Origin of the sequence: Tahibacter harae (assembly GCF_024437735.1) — a bacterium.
In the GTDB taxonomy this organism is placed as follows: Bacteria; Pseudomonadota; Gammaproteobacteria; order Xanthomonadales; family Rhodanobacteraceae; genus Tahibacter; species Tahibacter harae.
The window spans coordinates 270,925-294,837 of sequence record NZ_JANFQO010000006.1 but is presented as its reverse complement, the minus strand read 5'-3'; the positions used below and the strand labels follow the sequence as shown (position 1 = coordinate 294,837).

22 protein-coding genes and 4 tRNA genes are annotated in these 23,913 nt (G+C 68.0%); 12 read left to right on the top strand and 14 right to left on the bottom strand.

The window, feature by feature from the left end:
* The 4 genes from NM961_RS09180 to NM961_RS09165 form a co-directional block, all read right to left on the bottom strand.
* Window positions 1-129, bottom strand: a 129-nt coding sequence (locus NM961_RS09180; protein ID WP_049472324.1) for a GTP-binding protein, incomplete at its 3' end; no start/stop codon positions are given.
* A 66-nt stretch (window positions 130-195) separates the two neighbouring features.
* Window positions 196-271: transfer RNA gene (locus tag NM961_RS09175), tRNA-Thr, on the bottom strand.
* A gap of 29 nt (window positions 272-300) precedes the next feature.
* Window positions 301-374, bottom strand: a tRNA-Gly gene (locus NM961_RS09170).
* A 16-nt stretch (window positions 375-390) separates the two neighbouring features.
* Window positions 391-476, bottom strand: a tRNA-Tyr gene (locus tag NM961_RS09165).
* Between the two features lie 366 nt (window positions 477-842).
* On the opposite strand from NM961_RS09165, the gene NM961_RS09160 reads away from it, so the two are divergent.
* Genes NM961_RS09160 through NM961_RS09135 form a run of 6 tightly spaced genes read left to right on the top strand, consistent with a single transcriptional unit; the run spans window position 843 to window position 8,265 of the window.
* Window positions 843-1,532: a hypothetical protein gene (locus NM961_RS09160; RefSeq protein WP_255913856.1), complete on the top strand. Its 690-nt coding sequence runs from the start codon at window positions 843-845 to the stop codon at window positions 1,530-1,532.
* 5 nt (window positions 1,533-1,537) lie between these two features.
* The gene (locus NM961_RS09155; RefSeq protein ID WP_255913855.1) at window positions 1,538-2,119 is read left to right on the top strand and encodes a hypothetical protein; all 582 of its coding nucleotides are present in this window, start codon (window positions 1,538-1,540) and stop codon (window positions 2,117-2,119) included.
* Between the two features lie 4 nt (window positions 2,120-2,123).
* Window positions 2,124-2,954, top strand: coding sequence for a fimbrial biogenesis chaperone (locus NM961_RS09150; RefSeq protein ID WP_255913854.1), 831 nt, complete (start codon window positions 2,124-2,126; stop codon window positions 2,952-2,954).
* 3 nt (window positions 2,955-2,957) lie between these two features.
* Window positions 2,958-5,558, top strand: a complete 2,601-nt coding sequence (locus tag NM961_RS09145) for a carboxypeptidase-like regulatory domain-containing protein (protein ID WP_255913853.1) — start codon at window positions 2,958-2,960, stop codon at window positions 5,556-5,558.
* Window positions 5,555-7,462, top strand: coding sequence for a TolB family protein (locus NM961_RS09140; protein ID WP_255913852.1), 1,908 nt, complete (start codon window positions 5,555-5,557; stop codon window positions 7,460-7,462). Before NM961_RS09145 ends, NM961_RS09140 begins: the two co-directional genes overlap by 4 nt.
* Window positions 7,459-8,265 (top strand): NIDO-like domain-containing protein, encoded by an 807-nt coding sequence (locus NM961_RS09135; protein ID WP_255913851.1) that lies wholly within the window; start codon window positions 7,459-7,461, stop codon window positions 8,263-8,265. The genes NM961_RS09140 and NM961_RS09135 overlap by 4 nt, the downstream gene beginning before the upstream one ends.
* A 21-nt stretch (window positions 8,266-8,286) precedes the next feature.
* Here NM961_RS09135 and NM961_RS09130 read toward each other — a convergent pair whose 3' ends face one another.
* Entirely contained in the window at window positions 8,287-8,784 is a 498-nt protein-coding gene (locus NM961_RS09130) for an acyl-CoA thioesterase (RefSeq protein WP_255913849.1), read from the bottom strand.
* Window positions 8,785-9,078: 294 nt separating this feature from the next.
* Between NM961_RS09130 and NM961_RS09125 the strand changes: the two genes are divergently transcribed.
* Window positions 9,079-10,095, top strand: a complete 1,017-nt coding sequence (locus NM961_RS09125) for a DUF11 domain-containing protein (protein ID WP_255913848.1) — start codon at window positions 9,079-9,081, stop codon at window positions 10,093-10,095.
* Window positions 10,096-10,311: 216 nt separating this feature from the next.
* The gene (locus tag NM961_RS24290) at window positions 10,312-10,887 is read left to right on the top strand and encodes an RCC1 domain-containing protein (RefSeq protein ID WP_369334893.1); all 576 of its coding nucleotides are present in this window, start codon (window positions 10,312-10,314) and stop codon (window positions 10,885-10,887) included.
* 194 nt (window positions 10,888-11,081) lie between these two features.
* On the opposite strand, the gene ychF is transcribed toward NM961_RS24290, so the two are convergent.
* The 8 genes from ychF to NM961_RS09085 all read right to left on the bottom strand — a co-directional run bounded on the left by ychF (window position 11,082) and on the right by NM961_RS09085 (window position 17,915).
* Window positions 11,082-12,173, bottom strand: coding sequence for a redox-regulated ATPase YchF (gene ychF / locus NM961_RS09120; protein ID WP_255913846.1), 1,092 nt, complete (start codon window positions 12,171-12,173; stop codon window positions 11,082-11,084).
* Between the two features lie 47 nt (window positions 12,174-12,220).
* Window positions 12,221-12,811, bottom strand: a complete 591-nt coding sequence (gene pth / locus NM961_RS09115; protein ID WP_255913844.1) for an aminoacyl-tRNA hydrolase — start codon at window positions 12,809-12,811, stop codon at window positions 12,221-12,223.
* A gap of 33 nt (window positions 12,812-12,844) precedes the next feature.
* Entirely contained in the window at window positions 12,845-13,552 is a 708-nt protein-coding gene (locus NM961_RS09110; RefSeq protein WP_255913842.1) for a 50S ribosomal protein L25/general stress protein Ctc, read from the bottom strand.
* An 86-nt stretch (window positions 13,553-13,638) separates the two neighbouring features.
* On the bottom strand, window positions 13,639-14,595 hold the full coding sequence (locus tag NM961_RS09105; RefSeq protein WP_255913840.1) for a ribose-phosphate diphosphokinase: 957 nt from the start codon (window positions 14,593-14,595) through the stop codon (window positions 13,639-13,641).
* Window positions 14,596-14,656: 61 nt separating this feature from the next.
* Window positions 14,657-14,732, bottom strand: a tRNA-Gln gene (locus tag NM961_RS09100).
* On the bottom strand, window positions 14,711-15,583 hold the full coding sequence (gene ispE / locus NM961_RS09095; RefSeq protein WP_255913838.1) for a 4-(cytidine 5'-diphospho)-2-C-methyl-D-erythritol kinase: 873 nt from the start codon (window positions 15,581-15,583) through the stop codon (window positions 14,711-14,713). The genes NM961_RS09100 and ispE overlap by 22 nt, the downstream gene beginning before the upstream one ends.
* Window positions 15,580-16,191: a lipoprotein insertase outer membrane protein LolB gene (lolB, locus tag NM961_RS09090; protein ID WP_255913837.1), complete on the bottom strand. Its 612-nt coding sequence runs from the start codon at window positions 16,189-16,191 to the stop codon at window positions 15,580-15,582. The genes ispE and lolB overlap by 4 nt, the downstream gene beginning before the upstream one ends.
* Window positions 16,191-17,915, bottom strand: coding sequence for a tetratricopeptide repeat protein (locus tag NM961_RS09085; protein WP_255913836.1), 1,725 nt, complete (start codon window positions 17,913-17,915; stop codon window positions 16,191-16,193). The genes lolB and NM961_RS09085 overlap by 1 nt, the downstream gene beginning before the upstream one ends.
* Window positions 17,916-18,096: 181 nt before the next feature.
* Between NM961_RS09085 and hemA the strand changes: the two genes are divergently transcribed.
* The 3 genes from hemA (at window position 18,097) to NM961_RS09070 (ending at window position 20,944) form a co-directional block, all read left to right on the top strand.
* Window positions 18,097-19,371 (top strand): glutamyl-tRNA reductase, encoded by a 1,275-nt coding sequence (gene hemA, locus NM961_RS09080; RefSeq protein WP_255913835.1) that lies wholly within the window; start codon window positions 18,097-18,099, stop codon window positions 19,369-19,371.
* On the top strand, window positions 19,368-20,453 hold the full coding sequence (gene prfA / locus NM961_RS09075; protein ID WP_255913834.1) for a peptide chain release factor 1: 1,086 nt from the start codon (window positions 19,368-19,370) through the stop codon (window positions 20,451-20,453). Before hemA ends, prfA begins: the two co-directional genes overlap by 4 nt.
* Before the next feature lie 203 nt (window positions 20,454-20,656).
* Window positions 20,657-20,944: a WYL domain-containing protein gene (locus tag NM961_RS09070; protein WP_255913831.1), complete on the top strand. Its 288-nt coding sequence runs from the start codon at window positions 20,657-20,659 to the stop codon at window positions 20,942-20,944.
* Window positions 20,945-21,148: 204 nt separating this feature from the next.
* Here NM961_RS09070 and NM961_RS09065 read toward each other — a convergent pair whose 3' ends face one another.
* Window positions 21,149-21,634 (bottom strand): DUF3011 domain-containing protein, encoded by a 486-nt coding sequence (locus NM961_RS09065; protein WP_255913830.1) that lies wholly within the window; start codon window positions 21,632-21,634, stop codon window positions 21,149-21,151.
* 757 nt (window positions 21,635-22,391) lie between these two features.
* Between NM961_RS09065 and NM961_RS09060 the strand changes: the two genes are divergently transcribed.
* Complete coding sequence (locus NM961_RS09060; protein ID WP_255913826.1) at window positions 22,392-23,873, top strand: glycosyl hydrolase family 18 protein; 1,482 nt, start codon at window positions 22,392-22,394, stop codon at window positions 23,871-23,873.
* Window positions 23,874-23,913: the final 40 nt, after the last annotated feature.

Genomic DNA, 23,913 nt, shown 5'->3' with positions numbered 1-23,913 from the left:
CTCGCCACCGAAGCGCTCGGCTCCGATCTTCGTCAGCGCTGCCGTCAGCGTCGTCTTGCCGTGGTCCACGTGACCGATCGTGCCGACGTTGACGTGCGGCTTGGTGCGCTCGAATTTACCCTTGGCCATGCCTGCAAAACCCCGAGAGATCTAAGGAGGTGGATGAGTACAAAACGTGTTGCGACTCAACAAAGATGGTGCTCACGAAAGGAATCGAACCTTCGACCTCTTCCTTACCAAGGAAGTGCTCTACCGACTGAGCTACGTGAGCGTGAAACGTCAACCGCGGTTGCAATCCAATGGAGCGGGAGACGGGAATCGAACCCGCACAATCAGCTTGGAAGGCTGAGGTTCTACCATTGAACTACTCCCGCTCAAGACAGAACCGGCTGGTGGAGGGAGGTGGATTCGAACCACCGAAGGCGTGAGCCAGCAGATTTACAGTCTGCCCCCGTTGGCCGCTTGGGTATCCCTCCAGCGCGGAGCCCGGCATTCTCGTTATCCGCAGGCCGAATGTCAATGCCGTTGCGGCATGATTTTCACCGGCCCCACAGACCTGCTTGACGGGGCGCGAAAGATACCGGTATCCGGAGCAATTAGCCAGCTTTTTGCATACGGATTTTGCGAAGCGGCCTCAAGGGCGTGGCGAACCCGTCGCGTGACAGCGCCCGACATTTCCCTCCTGATCTGAATGAGCCGCTCTGCCCTCCGCTTTCGCGTACGGCACGCCGGATTGTTACCAAACGTCACGTTACGTGATCCAGGTCACACTTCGGCACACCTCATGCTTTGGCAGTCGCGCCTGCCATTCGGCAGCCGACAACGAAACATGGGGCATAACCGTGACCAACAAACTCCGTTTCATTTCCCGCCTTGCCGCCCTGGCACTGGCTTCCGCCGCAGTCTTTCCCTCGGGTGCCTTCGCCCAGGCGCAGGGCTCGGTGGACGTGGACATCACGCTCAACAACGGCATCACCATCCTGTACTACTACTCGTCGGTCGACGTGAACATCTCGCTGACCGACCTGTTCGGCACGCCGGCGGGCTGCACCACCGTGGCCGATACCCGCGCCTGCGCCCTGGCCCCGCCGGCCAGCGCCGCCAACGCCAACGTGGTCGGTGGCGAGCTGGTCGCCAATTTCAGCATCAACCCGGGCGCACTGAGCATCAACGCCAGCGCCGTGCCGCTGGTGCTGCAGAATCTGTGGGCCGTGCGCGCCGTCGGCGGCACTGCCGCCACCACGACGGTCGCCGTCGCCGCCGGCCCCGGCACCACGCTGAATGGCCCGTCCGGCTCCAGCATCGGCATGTCCAACTTCCGCGTGCAGACCGCGGCTTTCGGCGCCGCCCCGGCCGTGGGCCCGGGCGCCAGCGTGCAGTTCCCGGACCCGGGCCTGGTCAATGCCCGTCCCGGCGACGTGCGCATGGATCTGAACCTGGCCGCCGCCACCGCCCTGGGTGACTACAGCACCACCGGCACGCTCGCGACCAACGCCGACAGCAACTTCACCCTGACCGTCACCAGCAACTGATCCACATGGCCGCCTTGTTCACACTTGCCGCCGCGCGCGCCACGCTGATCGTGGCTGCGGCCTCCGCCGGCGGAGCCCTTCCGCCGGCGGCGAAGCTGGATCTCGTCCACGCCAGCGGCGCGCCGGTGCTGAGCGTGAGCCAGGCGGCCATACAGCTGGAACCCATCACCGTGCACGAACTGCTGGGCAATTCCCAGCCGGTGCAGGCTTCTACCCGCCTGCATGCGTATTTCGACGGCGTGACTGCCACGGCCACGGCGGATCTGCGCCCCGCCCCGCTGGCGACCACGATCCGGCGCCGCATTCCCGCCCTGTGGCGCCTGAGTGCGCCGGCCGGCGGCCTGGCTCAGGAGCGGGTGCGCGTATCGATAGAAAGCGCCGACGGCGTGCCCGGCGTGTTCAGTGCGGTGGATTCCACCGCGCTGACCGTGCCGGTCGCGGTGCGCGAAACCGCACCGCGCAATGTCGCCCTGGGTCGCGAACAGTACGGCCTGGAAGGCGATGTAGTGCTGGAAATTCCCACGGCGTCGCTGAGCGACGCCACCCGCTACCGCGGACGGCTCGTGATCCGCGTCGAAGGTTACTGAACCCATGCCCGCATTCCGCAAGCTAGCCCTGGCCCTGGGCCTGTGCGTCCTGAGCACACCCGCCCTGGCCCAGGTCGGCATCAGCCCGGCCTATTACGACCTGTCGGCCGCCGAAGCCGGCAAGACCCAGACCTTCCGCCTGTTCAACTACACCGACCAGCGCAAGAAAGTGCGCGTGTCGCTGGCGCCCTGGGACGCCGACGCCGCCAATCAGCCGCGCCTGCTGCCGCAGGGCCCGACCACGCTGGACCAGTGGGTGGTGGTCAACCCGGTCGAATTCGAGGTGGCACCGCAGTCTTCCCAGGCCGTGCGCTTCAGCGTGCGGCCCGCCGCGGAGCTTCCCGCCGGCGAGCAGCGCGTGATGTTCATTTTCGACGAGATCAATCCGCCGGCCGAAGACGGCAAGATGCGCGCGCGCTTCCAGTTCCGCTCGGCGCTGTATGTTCAATCCGGACAAACCGTGCGCAAGGGCGACATCGAATCCATAGCCGCCACGGCCGAAGGCGCCAAAGTGCGCCTGAAGAACGCCGGCAACGCCAATGTGCGACTGCAGGGGCAGTTCGCGATCTGGCAGGCCGATGCCTTTCCGGGCGTCGCGGCGACCGGTCTGGTCCGCGGCCTGGGTACGACGGAGGCGAAGCTGGCCAAGGGCCAGCTCATCGCCAACAACCTGCCCGGCAATCCGGTACTGCCCGGCCAGACGCATGACATCGCCTTCGCCTACGGCGGCGACGCGCTCAAGCCCGGCCGCTATGTGCTGGATTTCAACGGCAAGCTCGGCGACGCGCAGCTCGACCGCTCGGTCGAATTCGTCGTCGGCGCGGCGGCGCGCTGAGCCGTGAAGGCCAGCCGCAGATCCGCGCTGGCCCTGGCGGGAAGCATCGCCAGCCTGCTGGCCCCGGCGCGCTGGGCCGAGGCGGCACCAGCTCCCGCGCCGGCGCCGCGGCTGGAGTTTTCCTCGTTCGGCGCTGCCCTGCCCTCGGGCTCGCAGAAGCAGATCCTGCTGGTCGTGCCCATCCTCAACAAGAAAGAGGTGGATGCGAACCTGGCCCTGCTGCGCCAGCCCGACGGACGCGATTTCGTCAGCCTGGACGATTTCACCCAGCTCGCCGGCCTGGGCAGCCAGCGCGAGGCCGACGGCAGCGTGCGTCTGTCCACGCCGCTGGGCGATGCCTTGCTGACCGAGGCCGATCTGCTCGACGACAAGGGCACCACCTTCGTCGACGTGGCCGCGCTGTCGCGCAGCCTGGCGGCCCAGGTCGCGTTCGACCAGGCCGAGTTCGCGCTGAAAGTCACCCTGCCGTGGACGCCGGGTGAGGACACCGCCAGCCAGCGCCGCCGGCCGGTCGAAAGCGGTCCGGTCGACATCGCCGCGCCCAGCGCCAGCCTGTCGCGCTGGCGCAGCGAAGTTCTTACGGTGGAGACCGACGGCTATGTCTCCAGCACCGCCAATCACCGCCTGGTCGGCGCGCTGGGCCCGGGCAACTGGCGCGCGGATTTCAGCCACAACCTCAGCGGCAACGACCTGGGCGTGGATGTGGGCGCACTGTCCTGGCGCATGGACCGCGGCAATTCGCGCCTGCTGCTGGGCCAGGAGCGCGTATTCCTGCATCCGCTGCTGCAATCCTTCGACCTGACCGGCGCCCAGTACGCCTGGACCAACGCGCCCGGCCAGGTATTCGATTCCAGTTTGGGCGAAGCCGGCCAGCTGCTCGCCTACCAGGCCCGCCCCACCAGCGTGATCCGCGGCAGCGGCCCGCCCGGCGGCACCGCGGAGCTGCGCTACGGCGGCAGCGTGTTCGCCCGCCAGACCATACGCCTGGACGGCCGCTACGAATTCACCGACGTACCGGCGGCACCGGGCGATGCGATTCCGGTAGAAGTCGCGGTCTACGAATTCGGCGACAACGGCACGCCGCTGCGCGTGGACCAGACCTATTCCCAGGCCGGCAACCTGCAACTGACCGCCGGCGCCCAGGCACATTATTTCGGCGCCGGCGCCAACGGCTTCCTGCTCGACAAGGACCGCCTCGGCGCCGGCAACGCGGCCTTCTACCAGTACCGCCGCGGCCTCAGCGAACGCTTCACCGGCGATTTCATCGTGCAGTCGGTGGACGGCCGCAGCCAGAGCGTGGCCGGCACCGCCGCCAACTTCGGCGTGGCCGGCAGCTGGGCCGCCTACGTGGGCCGCGACGACAACGGCGCGCAGGCGCGCCAGCTGCTCGGCGACGGCCAGCGTGGTGCCTGGTTCTGGCGCGCCAGCTGGCTGGACTACGACGACGCCTACCTGAGCGAGCAGACTGTCGCCAACCACAATATCCGCGCCGAAGCCGGGCGCAGCTTCGGTCCCAACCTGCGCCTGTCGCTGATCCACGCCGACGCCAGTGTGACCAACGGCGAGAAGATCAACTACACCCTGCCGGCGGTGAGCTGGAATCCGCGTCCCAACCTGCACGTCTCGGCGCGGCCGGAATACAACGGCGACTACGCCTACGACGCGCAGTGGGCGCCGCGCCCGGGCACGCGCCTGTCGGCGACGCGCTACGGCAATCTGTCCCAGGCCGGGCTGGAACAGAACATAGGCCTGAATTCACGCCTGTCCGTCATGGCCCAGCACGACAGCGTCCGCGGCGACCGCATCAGCGCCATCTTCAACCGCTACCAGCCGGGTGTGGCCGGACTGGCCTGGTCGGCCGGCGTGCTGCACGGCGAAGGCCGCAGCGGCTTTCTGGCCGACGCCAGCCTGGAACTGCGCCCGGGCCTGAGCGCGCGCCTGCAGGCCCTGCGCGATCCGCTGGCGCCGGCCAACGGCACCGTGGTCGGCCTGTCCCTGGTCGCCGACTTCGCCGTCACCGGTGCCGGCCTGGCCCGCGGCGGTGCCAATCTCGGCCAGGTCCGCGACGGCGGCATTTCCGGCGCCATCGGCCAGGGCGGCCGCCGCCGCGACGGCCTGGATCTGTCCAACGTGCCGGTGCTGGTCGACGGCCTGGTGCGCGCACGCACCGATGCCGAGGGCCGCTACTACGTCGCCAATCTGCCGCCGGGCGTGCACCGGGTGGAACTGGACAGCGAAGGCCTGCCCATAGAACTCAGCGTGCACGAAGCGCCGCGCCGGGTCGAAGTGCGCGCCGGCAGCCTGACCCGGGTGGATTTCAGCCTGGATCTGCGCCTGGGCCTGGCCGGCCAGCTCACCGGCGCCGGCGGCGCAGCGCTGGCCGACCTGGAAATCCAGCTGGTCGATGCCGGCCAGTCCATCCAGGGCCGCAGCCGCAGCAATCGCTACGGCTACTACCGCATCGACGGCGTGGCGCCGGGCCGCTACCTGCTGCGCGCGGTCGGCGCCGATGGACACGTCGTGGCCAAACGGGAAATCGTGCTCGAAGACCGTTTCCTGTTCGGCCAGGAACTCAACACCGCTGCACAGGGCCCCACGCCATGAGCAACCTCCTGCCAAGAACACTGCTGCTGCCCTTGCTGCTCGGCCTGGCCGCGCCGGCCTTGGCGCAGATCCCGCTCAACGGCGGCTTCGAGACCGGCACCCTGGCCAACTGGACGCCCGGCGGCGATACCCGTGCCGGCGCCGTGCGCGCCAGCTATGTCAGCGGCACCCTGCTGATTCCCGAAGGCACCTGGGCTGCAGCCATCTCCACCGGCCCGGGCGCCCGTGCTAGCGGCCCGCTGGACTTCGACGGCTTCGGCGGCAACAACGACTACGATCTGTCCTGGCTGGAATCGACTTCCACCGTCACATTCAGCCCCGCCTATGTCGCCTTCGACTGGGCCTTCGCCTCCAGCGAACAGAACGAACTCGACCAGTACGACGACGTCATGGACATAAAGGTCGACGGGACACGGATCTTTTCCCGCTCCTCCTGCAAGCTCAACGGCTCCAGTTATTCACCTTTCCCAAATGCGAATTGCCAGAACGCGACGCAGGTGAACAACACCATCAACAACCCGGCGGCGCTCAACGGCGTCAACCTGCGCTTCGGCCCGCCCACTTTCCAGCGCGCCTGCCTGCAGATCCCCGCCGCGGCCCTGGCCGACAACAGCGTCACCCTGCGCTTCAGCGTGGCCGATGCCAACGACCGCAACATCGACTCCACCCTGTTCATCGACGATGTGCAGATCAGGACGTCCTGCAACGAGGTCGGCAGCATCATCCAGCGCACCAGCACCAGCGGGCGGCAGATGGAGCTAAAGGGCGGCACCTTTTACCAGCGCAGCGCCGATGCGCGCCTGATCGCCAACGACGCCACCGGCGAGACCGTCGCCTTCGTCACCAACGCCGACCTGGGCGGCAACCCCAACCTGCTCGACCAGATCTACACCTGGACCGGCACCGCCTTCGTCCGCGCCAGTAACATCAACGTGACCAGCGGCGGCGGCATCTCCGGCCTGGCCATGTCGCACCAGGACGGCGGCCGCTACCTCGCCATCGCCGCGCGCCTGACCGATACCGCCACCACCCAGATCTACCGCTACGACCGCACCGCCAACACGCTGACCGCGCTGACCAATACCAGCGGCTGCGAGAACGGCTCGCCGACCATAAACGGCGACGGCGGCGTGATCGCGTTCGAATCCACCTGCAACACGCTGACCGGCTCGGGCACGGCCAAGAAGATCGTGGTGTGGAACGGCAGCAGCCTGAGCAGCAGTCTGTTCGGCACCGCTAATTGCACCATGGCCGAGCCCTCGCTGACCAAGAACAGCAACGGCCGCTACCTCGCCTTCAAGTCGACCTGCGTGCACAACGGCAACAACACCGACGGCAATTTCGAGATCTACCGCTTCGACCGCGGCAGCAACGGCAACAACAGCGGCACCACGGCGGGCAATTTCACCCGCATCACCACTACCGATACCAACGGCAGCGGCGGCCCGGCCACCATCAACACCTCGCCGGCGATGGACGGCAGCACCAACGGCACCTACGTCTACTTCATTTCCACCGGCAACCTCACGCCCAGCGCGGCACTGTTCAACGCCGACTTCTCGCCGGAGATCTTCCGCCACCAGGTCGGCGGCAGTCCGCTGCTGACCCAGCGCACCAACAGCTCGGACTCGGCCTATGTCAGCGTGGACCCGGACACCGACGGCTCGCTCAACTACGCCTACGAGCGCATCAGCTACCTCAACGCCCAGTTCTCCGTCGGCTTCCGCCGCGTCAGCGGCACTACCGATGTGGAGACCAACCTCGCCACCGGCCTGACCACCAAGACCGCGCGCTTCGGCCGCAGCAACACCGTCATCCCCATCGTCAATTTCATCTCGTCCGAGGATTTCCTCGGCACCAATGCCGACCACAACGCCGAAATCTGGCAAGGGAGAGTGCAATGAAACGCCGCTGCTTCGCCCTCGCCCTGGCTGCGCTGGCGCCGGCCTGCCTGGCCGGTACCAATCCCCGCGCCGCACTGACCCAGCTCGACGGCTACGGCCATTTCGGCAGCGCCGATCCGGCGCTGTGCGCCTATCAGCCCATAGCCATGGACGGCGGCACGCCGCTGAGCCTGAGCGCGGCTTCGCCCGGCACCGGCGCACTGGACGACGGCGCCGCGCAATTCACGCTTGCCGAGCCGCTGCGTTTCTACGGCAGCGACTACGCCTCGCTGGTGGTTTCCAGCAACGGCTACGTCGCCTTTGCCGCCGACACCGCCGAGGAGAACGGCGGCGATTTCAGCAACGACGCCTACCTGCCGGCCGTGCCCGACAACGCCGCCTTCGGCACCGCGCGCATCTTCGCCTATCACGATGAACTCAGCGGCGAAGGCGCCGGCGCAACGCTGCGGCAGCAGCATTTCGCCGACTGCCCGCGGCCTTCCGGCCTGGTCGCAGACGAGGCCTGCACCGTGGTGCACTGGCACGGCTGGACCCGCCTCGGCGAGAGCCAGCCCATCGACGTGCAACTGGTGCTGTACCACGCCAGCTATGCCATCGCCGTGCAGTACGGCGCGCTCGATGCCGGCGCCGGCGCTTCGGCCTGCGTAGGCCTGCAAGCGCACAATGCCGAGGACGGCGGCGCCTGGAGCTGCAATGGCGCGCGCCCGCTCGGCACCGCCAGCGCAGTGTGTTTCTTCGATCCGGCCCACCTGCCCGGCGGCGGCGTCGAGGACGCCCTGTTCGCCGACGGCTTCGAGGAATAGAAACGCGCCGGCGGCCGCTGCTCAGCCGTTGCGTTCGATGTCGCGGCGCACGCGGTCGATTTCCGCCTGCTGCTCGCGCGACATGCCGATGATGCGGCCGGCGTAGGCTTCCAGGATGCGATCGTCCTCGGTCTGCGGCACCCAGGACGGCACCGGCGCGGGACGGCCATCGGGCGCATCCAGCGCGACGAAGCTGATCACGCAGTGAGTGGCCAGGCGCTCGGCGCTGCTCTTCAGGTCCCGCGCGATCACGTCGATGGCGAAATGCATGCTGCTGGAGCCGGTGCGCACCAGCTTGCAGCGCACGACGACGATATCGCCGATCAGGATGGGCTTGAGGAACTGTATGCCGCCCAGCGCGACGGTGACGCAGTACTGCCCGCTCCAGCCCACGGCCGCCGCATAGCCGGCCTGGTCTATCCATTTCATCACCATGCCGCCGTGGACCTTGCCGCCGAAATTCACGTCGGTGGGCTGGGCGAGGAAACGGAAGGTGGTTTCGCGCTGCTGACCTGGCATGGCGGTGCTCTGGCGGGGTGGCTGCGCATCCTAGGGAAGCGCCGGACACGTGTCCACGGCGCAACCACCGTGCCTTTCCTCTTCGGCACAGCCCCGCCGGACTCTTGCTGCGCAGGCCTCCGACCGCCCGATTGACTCAGGCGGACAGCAGAAAGCGGGTCCCATTCCGGCTCGTTCGGAGATTCCCCGACTCATCAGCGGTTTGTGACGCCCGTCACGCCCGTACGCCGGCGCTTGGTACACATTTTTTCCGGCGACACAGGGGGTCGCTCCACTTAACGAAGGGGAGCAGCCATGAAGCGTAAGGCAGCCGTGCTGGCCACCGTGCTGGCGTGTGCAAGTGCGGGCGCGGTCGAGCAGACCGTGAAGAATGATTCTCTGGGCAACGGCGACAGCGGTTCCATCGTCTATGGCTTCGCCAACGGCGAGGCGGCATCGAGCTGGCTGACATCGCCCTGCAATGGCACCCTGCGCGCCGTGCAGGTGTTCTGGCGCTCGCCTTCGGCCGGCGGCATCGACGAAATCCACGATTCCATCACCGTCTACCGCGCCGGCTCGTTCCCGGTACCGGGCACTGAGGCGGCCGCCATCATCGGCCCCGTACTCACCGACGGCGTGATGAACGAGTGGCGCTATCTCGACGAGAACAACACCGTACCGCTGCAGGTGCCGCTGAGCAGCGGCGAGGTATTCGTGGTCTCGTTCCGCTATTTCGAGGCGCCGATCGTGGGCGGCCCCAGCCTGGTGCGCGACGCCGACGGCATTCAGGCCGGCCGCAACGGCCTGCATGCGCTGATCGGCAGCAGCCTGATCTGGTTCGACAGTTCGGCCCTGGGCCTGACCGGCGACTGGGTGATACGCGGCGTGGTCGACTGCCCGGCCAGCGCCCAGCAGACCGACGTGGCCGTGAGCCTGACCGCGGACAAGCAAATGTATACGCCCGGCGAGAGCCTGGCCTATACCGTCACCATCGCCAACAACGGCCCGGCCGCGGCGACCAACACCAGCGTGGTCGACATCTTCCCGCCGGGCTATACGGTCAGCAGCTGGACCTGCAGCGCCAGCGGCGGCGCGAGCTGCACCTCCGGCGGCAGCGGCAATATCACCCAGCTGATCAACCTGCCCGTGGGCGGACAGGTGATCTACAGCGTCAACGGCAGCGTCGCGGCCGCGACCACGGGCATTCTCACGAACTCCGCGACCGCGCTGGTCGGCGCGCCGATCACCGATACCAACGACGCGAACAACACCGCCAGCCTGAGCATTCCGCCCAATCTCGATCTGCTGTTTGTGGACGGTTTCGAGGAATAGAAAACGCAATGCGGCGGCCCTGCGCACACACGCGCAGCGGCCGCCTGGTCAAGGCGCGGCCTGCGGCCCCGGATAGTTTTCCAGCGCCTGCAGCGTGGCAGCACCGCTGCCGTCCGCGCGCAGGCGGTCGCGGGGTCGCTCGCTGCAGCAGCTGCAGGCCCTGGTCGCGCCGCCCAGGCCGACAAGGCCAGCCCGCGCCGGTGCTCCAGCTCGCCGTTGGAACCCGGCAATTACGCAGCGCTGCGCCGCCGGCACCATCACGGAAATTCCTGCCGCGGCAAGCCCGGGCCCACACTACCTATCCGCTGCCCATTTCCGGACTGCCCGCGCCGCTTACCGAACTGGCGCTGTTCGGCCAGTTGCTGGGGCAACAACGACTCCGGCCAGCTCGGCGACGGCACGGCGGCAAACCGTCTGCGGCCGATTGCCGCCAGCAACGTTTCCGGCACGATCCGCCACCTCGCACTCGGCGGCGAAGGCAGCTGCGTCGTGCTCGACGATGGCGGGGGGTTGTGCTGGGGGCGCCAACACGCAGGGCCGCTTCGGCAACGGCAGCGTTGCTACGCCGCTGGCCATTCCCCAGACCGTCGCCGAGTGGCTGCAGCTTCGATCCCTGAGCCCGCAAGAGTCCGGCGCCGGAGCATTCCGGGCGCCGGACTGTCTTGGCGCCGACCAGCCAGAGAGGTATCCGACAGCCGCGACAGCGGCATTTCCCGGAACCGCACGATGATCGGTTTTCACCGGCAACGATCTGCGCCGCGGTCCTTGATCGCCGGCTGCGCGACGACCTGATCTTCCGCTACGACTGCGAGCTGCGCTGAAGCAAGGCCGCCAACGCCGTAGGTGCCGTCTGCACAGCACCGCGTCACAAAAAAATGCCACAGGCGCTGCTTACGCCGCGCTCCACTGTAGAAACCGAAGGCGCTGCTCTCGCAGCGCCTTCGGCGAAACCCGTCCGGACCCGCGCACCTGCCGCGCGCCCGCCGTCAGACGTTGAAGCGGAAATGCAGCACATCGCCTTCCTTGACGATGTAGTCCTTGCCTTCCAGGCGCAGGCGGCCCGCGTCGCGTGCGCCAGCTTCGCCCTTGTACTTGATGAAGTCGTCGTAGGCGATGGTTTCGGCGCGGATGAAGCCGCGTTCGAAATCGGTGTGGATCACGCCGGCGGCCTGGGGCGCGGTGGCGCCGATCTTGACCTGCCAGGCGCGGACTTCCTTCACGCCGGCGGTGAAATAGGTCTGCAGGCCCAGCAGCTTGTAGCCGGCGCGGATGACGCGGTTCAGGCCGGGCTCGTCCAGGCCCATGTCGCTGAGGAAGGCATCGCGGTCGGCATCTTCCAGCTGCGACAGTTCTTCCTCGATCGCGGCGCAGACCGGCACCACTTCAGCGCCTTCGCTGGCGGCGCGGGCGCGCACCTTGTCCAGGTGCGGGTTGTCGGTGAAGCCGTTCTCCAGCACGTTGGCGATGTACATGAGCGGCTTGAGCGTGAGCAGGAACAGATCGCGCACCAGCGCCTTCTCGTCCTCGTCCAGGCCGGCGGCGCGGGCGGGCTTGCCTTCGTTGAGCGTGGCGGCGAGCTTCTGCAGCACTGGGCGCTTGGCCAGGGCTTCCTTGTCGGCGGCCTTGGCGGCGCGCTCGACGCGGTTCAGCGCCTTTTCCACCGATTCCAGGTCGGCCAGGGCCAGTTCGGTGTCGATGGTCTCGATATCGGAGATGGGATCGACCTTGCCCGCCACATGCACGATGTCGCTGTGCTCGAAGCAGCGCACCACATGGGCGATCGCGTCGACTTCACGGATATGGGCCAGGAACTTGTTGCCCAGGCCCTCGCCCTTGGACGCGCCGGCGACCAGTCCGGCGATGTCGACGAATTCCATCGACGTCGGGATCACCTTCTGCGGCTTGACGATGTCCGACAGCGCATTGAGGCGCGGATCCGGCACCGGCACCACGCCGACGTTGGGATCGATGGTGCAGAACGGGAAGTTCGCCGCGGCGATGCCCGCCTTGGTCAGCGCGTTGAACAGGGTGGACTTGCCGACGTTAGGCAGGCCGACGATGCCGCATTTGATGCCCATGAGGGGAGTCCGCTCGAAGAGTAAAAGGAATAATCGGATAAATCAGATCAAGGCTTGGCCGCGGGCGCGGTATGCAGGCGTTTCATGGCCTCGTTGAAGTCGCCCGACAGCGCCAGCGGCAGCACGTCGAAGGCGGCGCCTATCGAAGCCATGATCGCATCCTCGTCCTTGGCCCCGGCCCGGCCCAGCACCCAGCCGGTGACCTTGTCCTTGTGGCCGGGATGGCCTATGCCCACGCGCAGACGGTGGAACTTGCCGTCGCCGAGATGGGCCATGATGTCGCGCAGACCGTTCTGGCCGCCGTGGCCGCCGTCGAACTTGAGCCGCGCCGTGCCCGGCGGCAGATCCAGTTCGTCGTGGGCGACCAGCATTTCCTCGGCCGCGATCTTGTAGTAGCGCAGCGCGGATGCGACCGCGATGCCGCTCTTGTTCATGAAGGTGGTCGGCTTGAGCAAAAGCACCGATTGTCCACCGATGGAAACTTTTGCCGTTTCCGCATGCAGCTTGGATTCCACGCCGAAGCGCGCGCCCAGCTGCTGCGCCAGGGCGTCAATAAACCAGAACCCGGCATTGTGCCGGGTTCTGAGGTAGTCGGCCCCGGGGTTGCCGAGGCCGACGAGCAGGCGCAATTGAGCCATGCGAAGCGGATCCGCGTCGGACGACGCGAAACCTTACTTCTTCTTGGCCGGAGCCTTGGCCGCCGCGGCCGGCGCAGCCGCCGGAGCCTTGGCCGCCGCCTTGCCCTTGGCCGGAGCCGCGGCCGGAGCCGCCGCTTCCGCCGGTGCCGCTTCGGCTTCTTCCTTGGCGAGCTTGGCCAGTACCACGGCCACGTCGTGTTCCTTGCCCAGCTTCAGTTCCGGGATTTCCAGGCCAGCCGGGAGCTTGAGGTCGGACAGGTGGACGATGTCGCCCACGGCCAGGTTGCCCAGGTCGACTTCAATGTATTCCGGCAGGTCGCGCGGCAGGCAGGAGACGATGATCTCGTTCAGCTCGTGCGTGACCAGCACACCGGCGGTCTTGCCGGCCGGCGACTTTTCCTGGTTCAGGAAGTGCAGCGGCACGCGGATCTTCAGCGGGGCGTTCTCATTGACGCGCTGGAAATCCAGGTGCAGCAGGCGCTGCTTGTACGGGTGGCGCTGCATGTCGCGCAGCAGAACCTTCTGGTTCTTGCCGGCAATCTTCAGGTCCAGGATGGAGGAGTAGAACCACTCGTGCTGGGAAGCCATGTAGACGTCCTTGTGCACGAACTGGATGCTCTGCGGCTTCTCTTCGCCGCCGTACAGGATGGCCGGCACCACGTCCGCGTGACGCAGGCGGCGGCTCGCACCTTTCCCCTCGTCCTTGCGGATCTCGGCCGGGATTTCGTGAATCTTTGCCATTGGAAAAACACCTTGGTTGATGAACCGCCTTGCGGCGGTGGGTTGGTTTCCCCGCGACCAGGGAAACCGCAGCGCCGATCAGTGTCTCAATCGACGTAAAGCGAACTCACCGATTCGCCGAAGGCCACGCGGCGTATCGTTTCGGCCAGCAGTTCCGCCACCGTCAGCTGGCGGATGCGGCTGCAGGCCTGGATTTCGGGACTCAGCGGGATGGTGTCGGTGACGACCAGTTCGTCCAGCTGCGAATTCATGATGTTGCTCAGCGCCGAGCCCGACAGCACCGGATGGGTGCAGTAAGCCACGACCTTGCGCGCGCCCTGCTTCTTCAGCGCATTGGCCGCGGCGCACAGGGTGCCGGCGGTGTCGACGATGTCGTCGACCAGCACGCAGGTCTTGTCGCGCACGTCGCCGATGATGTTCATGACGGTCGATTCGTTCGGGCGCGGACGGCGCTTGTCGATGATGGCCAGGTCCGCGTCGTCCAGGCGCTTGGCGATCGCGCGGGCGCGCACCACGCCGCCGACATCGGGGCTGACCACGATCAGGTTGTCCGTGCCCTGGCTGCGCCAGATGTCGGCCAGCAGCACCGGCGAGGCATAGACGTTGTCGACAGGAATGCCGAAAAAGCCCTGGATCTGGTCGGCGTGGATATCGACCGTGAGCACGCGGTCGGTGCCGACCACGCCGATCATGTCCGCCGCCACCTTGGCCGTGATCGGCACGCGCGCCGAGCGCGGACGGCGGTCCTGCCGGGCGTAGCCGAAATACGGCACCACCGCCGTCACCGTGGCCGCCGAGGCGCGCTTGAGCGCGTCGATCAGCACCAGCAGTTCCATGAAGTTGTCCGCCGTCGGCGCGCAGGTCGGCTGGATCACGAAGACGTCCTGGCGCCGGACGTTCTCCTCGATCTCCACCTGCACTTCGCCGTCGGAGAAACGTCCGCACAGCGCCTTACCCAGCGGCACGCCGAGGCGGTGGGAGACGTTCTCCGCCAGTCGCCGGTGCGCATTGCCGGTGAACAGCATCAAACCCTGGGTATTCATTCGAATCTCCGCAAGCCGCCACGTGCCGGAAATCGCTCCGGCGCTTCGGGTGATTCAGCTGTGGCTGGGGCGGTAGGACTCGAACCTACGAATGCGGGAATCAAAATCCCGTGCCTTACCAGCTTGGCGACGCCCCAGCACTAAAACTGTCCAGTGCGGCCTGCAGCGGCGAGCGGTTCACGCCGCGCGCCACCTGGGCCGACCATCCTTGCGGGCAGGCTGCCGCCAGTGCGAGCGCCTGGTCCTCGGCCGCCACGTCGACGAAGACGCAGCCACCGGAACCCGACAGCCGCGGGCGGCCGTACGGTTCCAGCCATTTCAGCGCCGCGGCCACCGCAGGGTAGCGCGCGCTGACCACCGGCTCGAACACGTTCGAGGTCTCAGCCCCAGCAAGGAAGCGCGGAATTGTGGTGGGCGGCGCCGCGCGTGTCAATTCCGGCGCCTGGAACAGTGGCCCGGTCGGCACGCTGACGCGGGGATCGACAATGACGAACCAGCGCGGCGGCAGCTCCACCGGGGTGAGTTCCTCGCCCACGCCTTCGGCCCAGGCCGAGCGGCCGCGCACGAACACCGGCACGTCGGCGCCCAGGCCCAGGCCCAGGCGCGCCAGGGCGTCCTGGTCCAGGCCGCAGCCCCAGAGCCGGTTCAGCGCGACCAGCACGCTGGCCGCATCCGAGCTGCCGCCGCCCAGGCCGCCGCCCATGGGGATGCGCTTGTCCACCGCAATATCCACGCCGGCCTGTTCCGCCGCATGCGGCTTGAGCAGGCGCGCGGCGCGCACGACCAGGTCGGCCTCGGCCGGCACGCCGGCCAGCTCGCTGCTGCGCGCGACGACGCCGTCCGTACGCAGGCGCAGGTGGATGGTGTCGCCGCGGTCCAGCAGCTGGAACACCGTCTGCAGCAGGTGATAGCCGTCCGCGCGCCGGCCGGTGATGTGCAGGAACAGATTGAGCTTGGCCGGCGCCGGCCAGGCGGTCCATTCAGTCATTGGACCTGCCAGGACTCGATGAACAGGCGCACGCGGTGCTTGCCCTTGGTGGCGAACACCTTGCGCGGCAGGGCCGGCTCGCGGTCGCTGAAATAGTCGCGGTATTCAATGGTCCAGCCCGACTGCTGCAAGGTGGCCGGGCGCTGCTGCGCGTCGAACACCAGCTCGGCGCGCGGGCCCGGCGCGCGCAGGCCGCGCACCCAGTATTCCAGCTCGTTCACCGGCAGCTGCCAGTTGACCTCGCGGGCGAGCAGTTCGGCCGCATTGGAGCCGTGCAGCGCCTGTTCGCGCGCGCCTTCCAGCGTGGCCGAGCGGGCGTCGCCGTGCAGGCGCCAGTTCTTGCCGGTCACCGGCGCGCGCAGGCGCAGGTCGTAGCGGTCGCGTTGCTGTTGCCATTCCACATCGGCATTGCCGCCGTCGTCGCCGTTGCTGACGGCGATGCGGCCGCTGAGCTGCCAATGGGTCTGCGCCAGTAGCGCCGCCTCGCGCGCAGACTGGGCGCCCAGGGTGGCGTCATCCTGGCGTATGCGCTGCGGCGCGCAGGCGGCCAGGGCCAGCAGCGGCAGCAGCAGGAGCGCGCTGCGCCAATGACCACGATAGCTGCGCATCAGACCCCCAGCCGCCGCATGGCTTCCACCAGGGCCTTGTTCTTGGCGTCCTTCTTGCGCGCCTGCTCGAAGATCTGGCGCGCTTCCTCGTGCTTGCCCTGCACCCACAGCACTTCGCCCAGGTGCGAGGCGATCTCGCTGTCGGACTGCTTCTCGAAAGCGCGGCGCAGCGCCTTCTCGGCCTCGGCCAGGTTGCCGCGGCGGTACTGCACCCAGCCGTAGGAGTCGATCACGGCCGCATCGTCGGGCTTGGCCTTGAGCGCCTGTTCGATCAGGCCCTGGGCCTCGTCCAGTTTCTGCCCGGCATCGGCCAGGGTATAGCCCAGCGCGTTCATGGCATCGAGGTCGCCGGGCTTGATCTCCAGCACCTGGCGCAGATCCGCCTCGGCCTGGGCCGTACGGCCGTTCGCCGCCGCATGCAGGGCGCGGGCATAAAGCAGGCGGGTGTCGCGCGGCAGCTGCTTGAGACCGCGGCCGTAGGCGGCCTGGGCGTCGTCGTGGGCCTCGTGCTTGGACAGCAGTTCGGCTTCCAGCAGGAAGGCATCGCCCAGGTGCTCCGGCTCGTCGCCGACGCGCTGCTGCAGCTCGTGCGCCAGGGTCATGGCGGCGTCGCGCTTGCCCTGGTCGTCCAGCAGCACGGCGATGCGCACCTGGCTGTCGAACCAGTCCTCGTCGTCGCTGCTGACCTGCTGGTACCAGGTCAGCGCGGTCGCCTTCTGTTCCAGCATCTCGGCCAGCTGGCCCAGCAGATGGGCGCGGGAAAGGCGCTCGTCCTCGGGACGCGATTTCATCTCGTCGTAGAGCGACTGGATCAGCGCCTTGTCGTTGCTGCGCGCCACGTAGGCCGCGCGTGCGGCGTAGCTGTAGTCGTCCTGGGGGCCGTCGGCGAGCAGCTTGGCCGCGGCCTTGTTCTCGCCCTGCTGGCCCAGCATCAGCGCATAGGCCGCGCGCAGGCGGATGTCCTTGGGCGCGCGCTTGATCGCTTCCTGGTAATCGCGGCCGGCGCGGGCCTTGTCGCCGTCCTCGGCGGCCATCTGCGCCGACCAGGCATACGTCTGTGCGCTGGTGAATTTCTTCAGGGCCGCGTCGGCCAGGCTGCGCGCGTGGGCCTTGTCGCCGAGCTTGAAGGCCAGCTGGCTCATGGCCACCCAGGTTTCCTCGTTGGCACCGGCCAGGCTCAGCGGCGTGGCCAGGCGCTGCAGCAGGGTGGCCGCGGCGGTCTTGTCGCTGGCGCCGAGCAGGACTTGGCCGAGCAGACGCCAGCCCTGCTGGTCCGGCAGCACGAGCAGCTTGGCCAGGGCCTGGTAGGCGGCCTCGGCATTGCCGTCGCTCATGGCCAGGCTGGCTTCGACCTGGCCCTGGCCCGGGTCGTCGGGCTTGAGCGCACACCAGCGGTTCAGGCTTTGCCGCGCCAGCGTCCAGTCCTTGGCCACCAGGGCGACGCGGGTGGCGTGGGCGGCCACGGCCGGGTCCTGGCTCAACCCGGCGGCGCGGGCATAGCTGGCGGCCGCGGCAGAGAGATCGGCCCGGCCCAGGGCGAATTCGCCCGCCAGCAGCTGGGCGAGCAGGTCGTCTTCGACCTTGGTCGCGGGTGCCGCGGCCTGGCCGGGCTGGGCCGCGGCCTGCTGGCGCAGCGGCACGTTGCCGCAGGCGGCCAGCAGCAGACAGGCGCCGACAACCCCGAAAACCGTCGCCGCGCCGCGTCTTTCACGCTGAAATTTCATCCACATCCACCGTTACCGTTGCCCCGCCGCGGAGGCGGGCTTGCTTGATCTTGCCGGACTGCGACCTCACACTAGCCGCGATTTTGTGCGGCGCGGCAGCCTGTTTGCCGTATTCCGGGTGACCGCCAGCCCTCATGCAGACAAAGCTTAGCTGATTGTTGCCCGCGCGGCCCCGTCATCCATGGCATTGCTAGCCCTCGGTCTCAATCACGTCACCGCCCCGCTGGACCTGCGCGAACGCATCGCGTTCGGGCCGGAACAGGCGCGGCCGGCGCTGGAAGAGCTGGCCGCCCAGGCCGGCGTCGAGGAAGCCCTGATCCTGTCCACCTGCAACCGCACCGAGCTGTACTGTTCGGTCGCCGATGGCGCCCAGGTGGTGCCGTCGGAGTGGCTGCACCGCCACCATCACTTGAACCTGGGCAGGCTCGATGAGTTCCTTTACCGGCACGACGATGAAGCAGCGGTGAGGCATATGTTCCGCGTCGCCACCGGGCTGGACTCCCTCGTTCTGGGCGAGCCGCAGATCCTGGGCCAGGTGAAGGACGCCTACCAGCTCGCGCGCACCGCGCAGACGCTGAAGGCCCCGATGGAGCGCATGCTGCAGCACACCTTCGCCGTGGCCAAGCGCGTGCGCACCGATACGCGCATCGGCGCCAGCCCGGTTTCCGTGGCGTATACCGCCGTGCGCCTGGCCGAGCAGCGCTTCGCCGACCTGGCCGGCGCCTGCGTGCTGCTGATCGGCGCCGGCGAAACCATAGAACTGGCCGCGCGGCATCTGAGCGATGCGAAGGTGCGCCGCCTCATCGTCGCCAACCGCACCCTGGACAACGCGCAGAACCTGGCCCACCGCTGCGGCGGCTACGCCATCGCCCTGAGCGACCTGCCCGCGCACCTGGCCGAGGCCGATATCGTCATCTCCTCCACCGCCAGCCGCGAACCGGTACTCACCCGCGCCATGGTCGAGGCCGCGCTCAGGCAGCGCCGGCGCAAGCCCATGTTCCTGGTCGACATCGCCGTGCCGCGCGATATCGAGGCCGGCGTGGCCCAGGTCGACGACGCCTATCTCTACACCATCGACGACCTCAAGCAGGTGATCGACGAAAACCTGCGCTCGCGCGAAGCCGCCGCACGCGAAGCCGAGGCCATCATCGAGCTGCAAGTGGAACGCTACATGGCCTGGCGCCGCGCGCTGGACCGCGGCAACCCGGTGCAGGACCTGCGCCGCCAGGCCGAAGCCGAGCGCGACGACGTGCTGGCCCGCGCCACCGCCCTGCTTGCCCGCGGCCGCAGCGCCGAGGAAGCCCTGGCCTTCCTTGCCAACACCCTGACCAACAAGCTGCTGCACGCGCCCAGCGCCAACCTGCGCGCAGCGGCGCTGCGCGGCGACGGCGAACTGATCCAGGCCGCCGCCCGCCTGTTCGACCGCGCCGCCGCCAACGACGACAAGGACGCATGAGTCCCTCCATCCGCCGCAAACTGGAACAGCTGGCCGAACGCTTCGAGGAAGTCGGCGCCCTGCTCGCCCAGCCCGACGCCGCTGCCGACAGCAACCGCTTCCGCGCGCTGAACCGCGAATACGCCCAGCTCGAACCCGTCGCCGCCGCGCTCAAGGCCTACGACGCCAATGAAGCCGCCCTCGCCGCCGCGCAGAACCTGCTGAAAGATCCGGAGATGAAGGAGCTGGCCGAGGCCGAGATCCCGGAACTGCAGGCACAGCGCGAAACCCTGGAAAAAGAGCTGCAGATCCTGCTGATCCCCAAGGATCCGCGCGACGATGCCAACCTGTTCCTGGAAGTGCGCGCCGGCACCGGCGGCGACGAGGCCGCCATCTTCGCCGGCGACCTGTTCCGCATGTACAGCCGCTACGCCGAGCGCCAGCGCTGGAACGTGGAAATCATCTCGGCCAGTCCCGGCGAGCACGGCGGCTACAAGGAAGTCATCGCCCGCGTCGAAGGCAAGGGCGCCTATGCGCGCCTCAAATTTGAATCCGGCACCCACCGCGTGCAGCGCGTGCCCGCGACTGAAGCGCAGGGCCGCATCCATACCTCCGCCGCCACCGTGGCGATCCTTCCGGAGATGGACGAGGTGGACGACGTGGAAATCCGCGATGCCGACGTGAAGGTCGATACCTACCGCGCCTCCGGCGCCGGCGGCCAGCACGTCAACAAGACCGACTCCGCCATCCGCCTCACCCACCTGCCCACCGGCATCGTGGTCGAATGCCAGGACGAGCGCAGCCAGCACAAGAACCGCGCCCGCGCCTTCTCCCTGCTGAAGGCCCGCCTGCTCGACAGCGAACGCTCCAAGCAGCAGGCCGAACAGGCCGAGAACCGCCGCCTGCAGGTCGGCTCCGGCGACCGCAGCCAGCGCATACGCACCTACAACTTCCCCCAGGGCCGCATCACCGACCACCGCGTCGAAGGACTCACCCTGTACCGCCTGCCTGAAATCATCGAAGGCGACATGGACGACCTGGTCCAGCGGCTGACGCAGGAGAACCAGGCGGATTTGTTGCAGGCGTTGACGCAGGGCGGCTGACGCACCCCACCAGACAAGGCGCAGCCGCGCAGTCCGTTCTCGTCGCGGAATCCGGCAGCCAGTATCCGTAAAGCCGTCGGACTTCGCGCGCCATCTGGTCGTGCAACTCCGCTTCACAGAGCTGGGACGATGATCCCTGCCGGATCGTCCTCACGCGCGACGGCAGAATCCGCCGTCCCTTTCCCAGCTTGTGACGCAGGCCAGTGAGCATCGCCGAAGCCATCCACCGCCGCCACCTGCTCCGCTTCATCTACGCCGGCCATGCGCGCGTTGTCGAGCCGCATACCTATGGCATCGACAGCCAGGGGCAAACGACACTATGCGCTTATCAGGTGTCGGGCGGCAGCGATTCGGGCAAGCCGCAGGGGTGGAAGTTCTTCCGGGTGGAGCGGATGCGGGATGTCAGCGTGCTGGAGAAAACCTTCGCGGCGCCGCGGCCGGAGTACAAGCGCGACGACAATGCGTTTGCGACCATCCATGCGCAGCTCTGACCCGCCGCAAGCTCCGTTACCCGCCGTTCGGATCCAGCTGCCGTCGGAGCACGCGACGCAGATTCCCGCTGCCATCGGATCTTCCGCGCGGCACTGAATCATTTCCGAAAAATTCACTGGCCCGGCACCGCCGTCCAACGCACCGCACCGAACAGCGCGTGCCGTTCGCACCCGGCGGGCCGCCTGGCGCGCATTTGCTCCGGGCTAGAGGCATTCGTCTGCCACGACCCCGTCCACATCGCGATATTTCCCGCCGCGCTCGACGGCGCGCAGGCAGGCCGGCCGCCCCGGGGTGCGGAAGAAGTGGCGCAGTTCGCCTTCGCTGTCGCCCTTTTCGCTGCGCACCGGGGTATAGCCGCGTTCCAGCAGCGCGGCGCGGGCGCCTTCGGCCTCCGCATCGATCAGATCGACATAGGTGTTGCGGTTGGCCGGTTCGGGCTCGGGCACGACGGTGGCGAAGACGGCGCGGCAACCGTTGTCGACGTCGATACCTTCGCTGGTGCGGCTCCAGCTGCGGTTCTCTATGCAAGGCGCATCGCTGAGCTGCCGCAGCAGGTGCACCGGGCCGTCGCCGGGAATGCGGCATACGGTGCGCTGGTTGTCGCGGGATTCGCAGGTCACATCCGGGCCGCGCATGGCAAGCGCGTCGAGGGTGGCAAGGCACAGCAGCAGCACGGCGGCGGTTTTCATGGTCGGGAGATTTCGGCCTAAGAGGTGGGATGCACGCACCGCTGCGTGCCGGCGGGCCGCAGGGCTGCCCGTTTCCAGCTTACGACAGACGGCGCCGGCCGGGGCCAGCGGCGGGCAGCAGCGAATGCGCCGCAGCGAAGGGCTTTGCGCGCACCGGCAGTCCCGCGCATCACGCCATCGCCCGGCCACGCCGATGCGCCGGAGCTTTGCCAGCGTCGGCAGTCCGATTGCGGGCCGGCCATCGGCAACGCCGGACCCGGCGCCGCCGCTGCCAACTCCGGTCACACGCCCGCAGCCATGCCGAGCACCGGAACTACCTGGGTTTTGCGCACCGCCGCCTCCGGCTGTCCAGTCTGCGATCCCGGCGCGCCGGGCATCGGCCTGCCACGGCCGGCATCGTCGCGGCTCCGCCACTCCGCATGTCCCGCTGCACAAGGCGGCGCCGCTATCCGACCATGCCGCACACGAATTTGCCCCCAGGGCAGTCCGCGATTCCGCAGCCCGTGCATCAATCCGCCACACAAGGCACAACGAATGGATTAAGTGAATCCGGTCACTTATCCCACAAAGTAATTTGCACCGACCGGTATCGCAGGCGTTTGCTGCAAGTGATGACAACGATGTCATCCATGTCCGGACGGATGCGGCCGCGTCTCCCGCGGCGGCGGCTATCCGACAACCGATGCCGGCGGATTTACGCGGAAATCCGCCAGGCCACCACAACGAGCCGCGCCTAGGGAGGAACCGGATGAAAACCATGCAATCGATGTCATCGCGCCTGGCGCTGGGCGCGGCCCTGCTCGCCACCAGCGCGACCGCGGGTGCGGCGCAGCTGGCGCCGTATTTCTATACCTGGGGCGCAGGCAACCCGACCTATGCGGTCACCAGCCTGATGGATGCGCGCGCTAAGATGGGGCTGCAGGCCGCCACGCTGGCCTTCGTCGTCAGCGCCGGCGGCTGTACCACGGACAATTCCATTTCCGGCATGCAGAGCGATATCACGGCATTCCAGAACGCCGGCGGCAAGGTCATCATTTCCTTCGGCGGCGCGAACGGCACCTATCTGGAATCGACCTGCAGCGCGACCCAGCTCAGCGATCTCATCGGCAACATGCTGCAGCAGACCGGCGTGCGCGCGATCGACTTCGACGTGGAGGGCGGCCAGCTCGGCAACAGCGCCCTGAACACCACGCGCAACGCCGCGATCAAGACACTGCGGCAGCGCTTTCCGAACCTGTATGTATCGCTGACCCTGCCCGCCTCGCCGGTACACCCAAGCTGGGGCGGCGGCGGGCTGGATCATTTCGGCGTCGCCGCCGTGCAGAGCGCGGCCCAGGCCGGTGCGGTGATCGACGTGGTCAACCTGATGGTGATGGACTTCGGCGGCTCCTACCACAACGGTTCCAGCATGGCCCAGCTGTCGATCTCCGCGGCCAACGCCGCGGTGGCGCAGTTTGCGACGATCTATCCGTCCAAGACGGCGGCGCAGCGCTGGGCCCTGCTGGGCCTCACGCCGATGATCGGCAACAACGATGTCGCGGGCGAGACTTTCACCACCGCCGACGCCGTCACGCTGACCCAGTTCGCCCAGCAGAACGGCGTCGGCCATCTGTCGTACTGGGCACTGCAGCGCGACCGGCCCGGCAGCGGGCCGCTGGGCGAGTATTCGCAGGCGCCGCAGACGGCGTTCCAGTTCTACAACACCTTCAAGGCCGCCACCGGGCCGGTGGATCCCGTGCCGGCCTCGCTGTCCTTCACCGCGGTCTATGCCGGCGACACGAGCAAGATCACCACGCATCCGAACATCACCGTGCAGGCTGTCTGCACCACCTCCGGCACGCGCACGGCGACGTTCCGCCCGCCGGCCGGCGGCGCCATCGGCGGGCTGCTCAGCGGCGAGACCTGCACGCTCAGCGAGACCGCACTCAGCGGCGCCGTGCTCGCGGCCGGCTATACCCTGTCGGCCCCCGGTGCGGCCACGTTCACGCCGGCGAGCCCGGTCTATCTGTCGGCCGGCGGCAACGCGGTGAACGTGACCAATCGCATCAACGGCGGCGGGGGCGGCGGCAATTGCCAGCCGGCCTGGAGCGCCACGGCGGTATACGTGGGCGGCAACAAGGTCAGCCGCAACAATGTGAACTACACGGCCAACTGGTGGACGCAGAACCAGGATCCGGCCACCAACAGCGGCGGCGCGGGTTCCGGCCAGCCGTGGACCAGCAACGGGCCCTGCCAGTAGCCCTCGGTGCCGGCCGCGCGTACGCCGATGGACGCGCGGC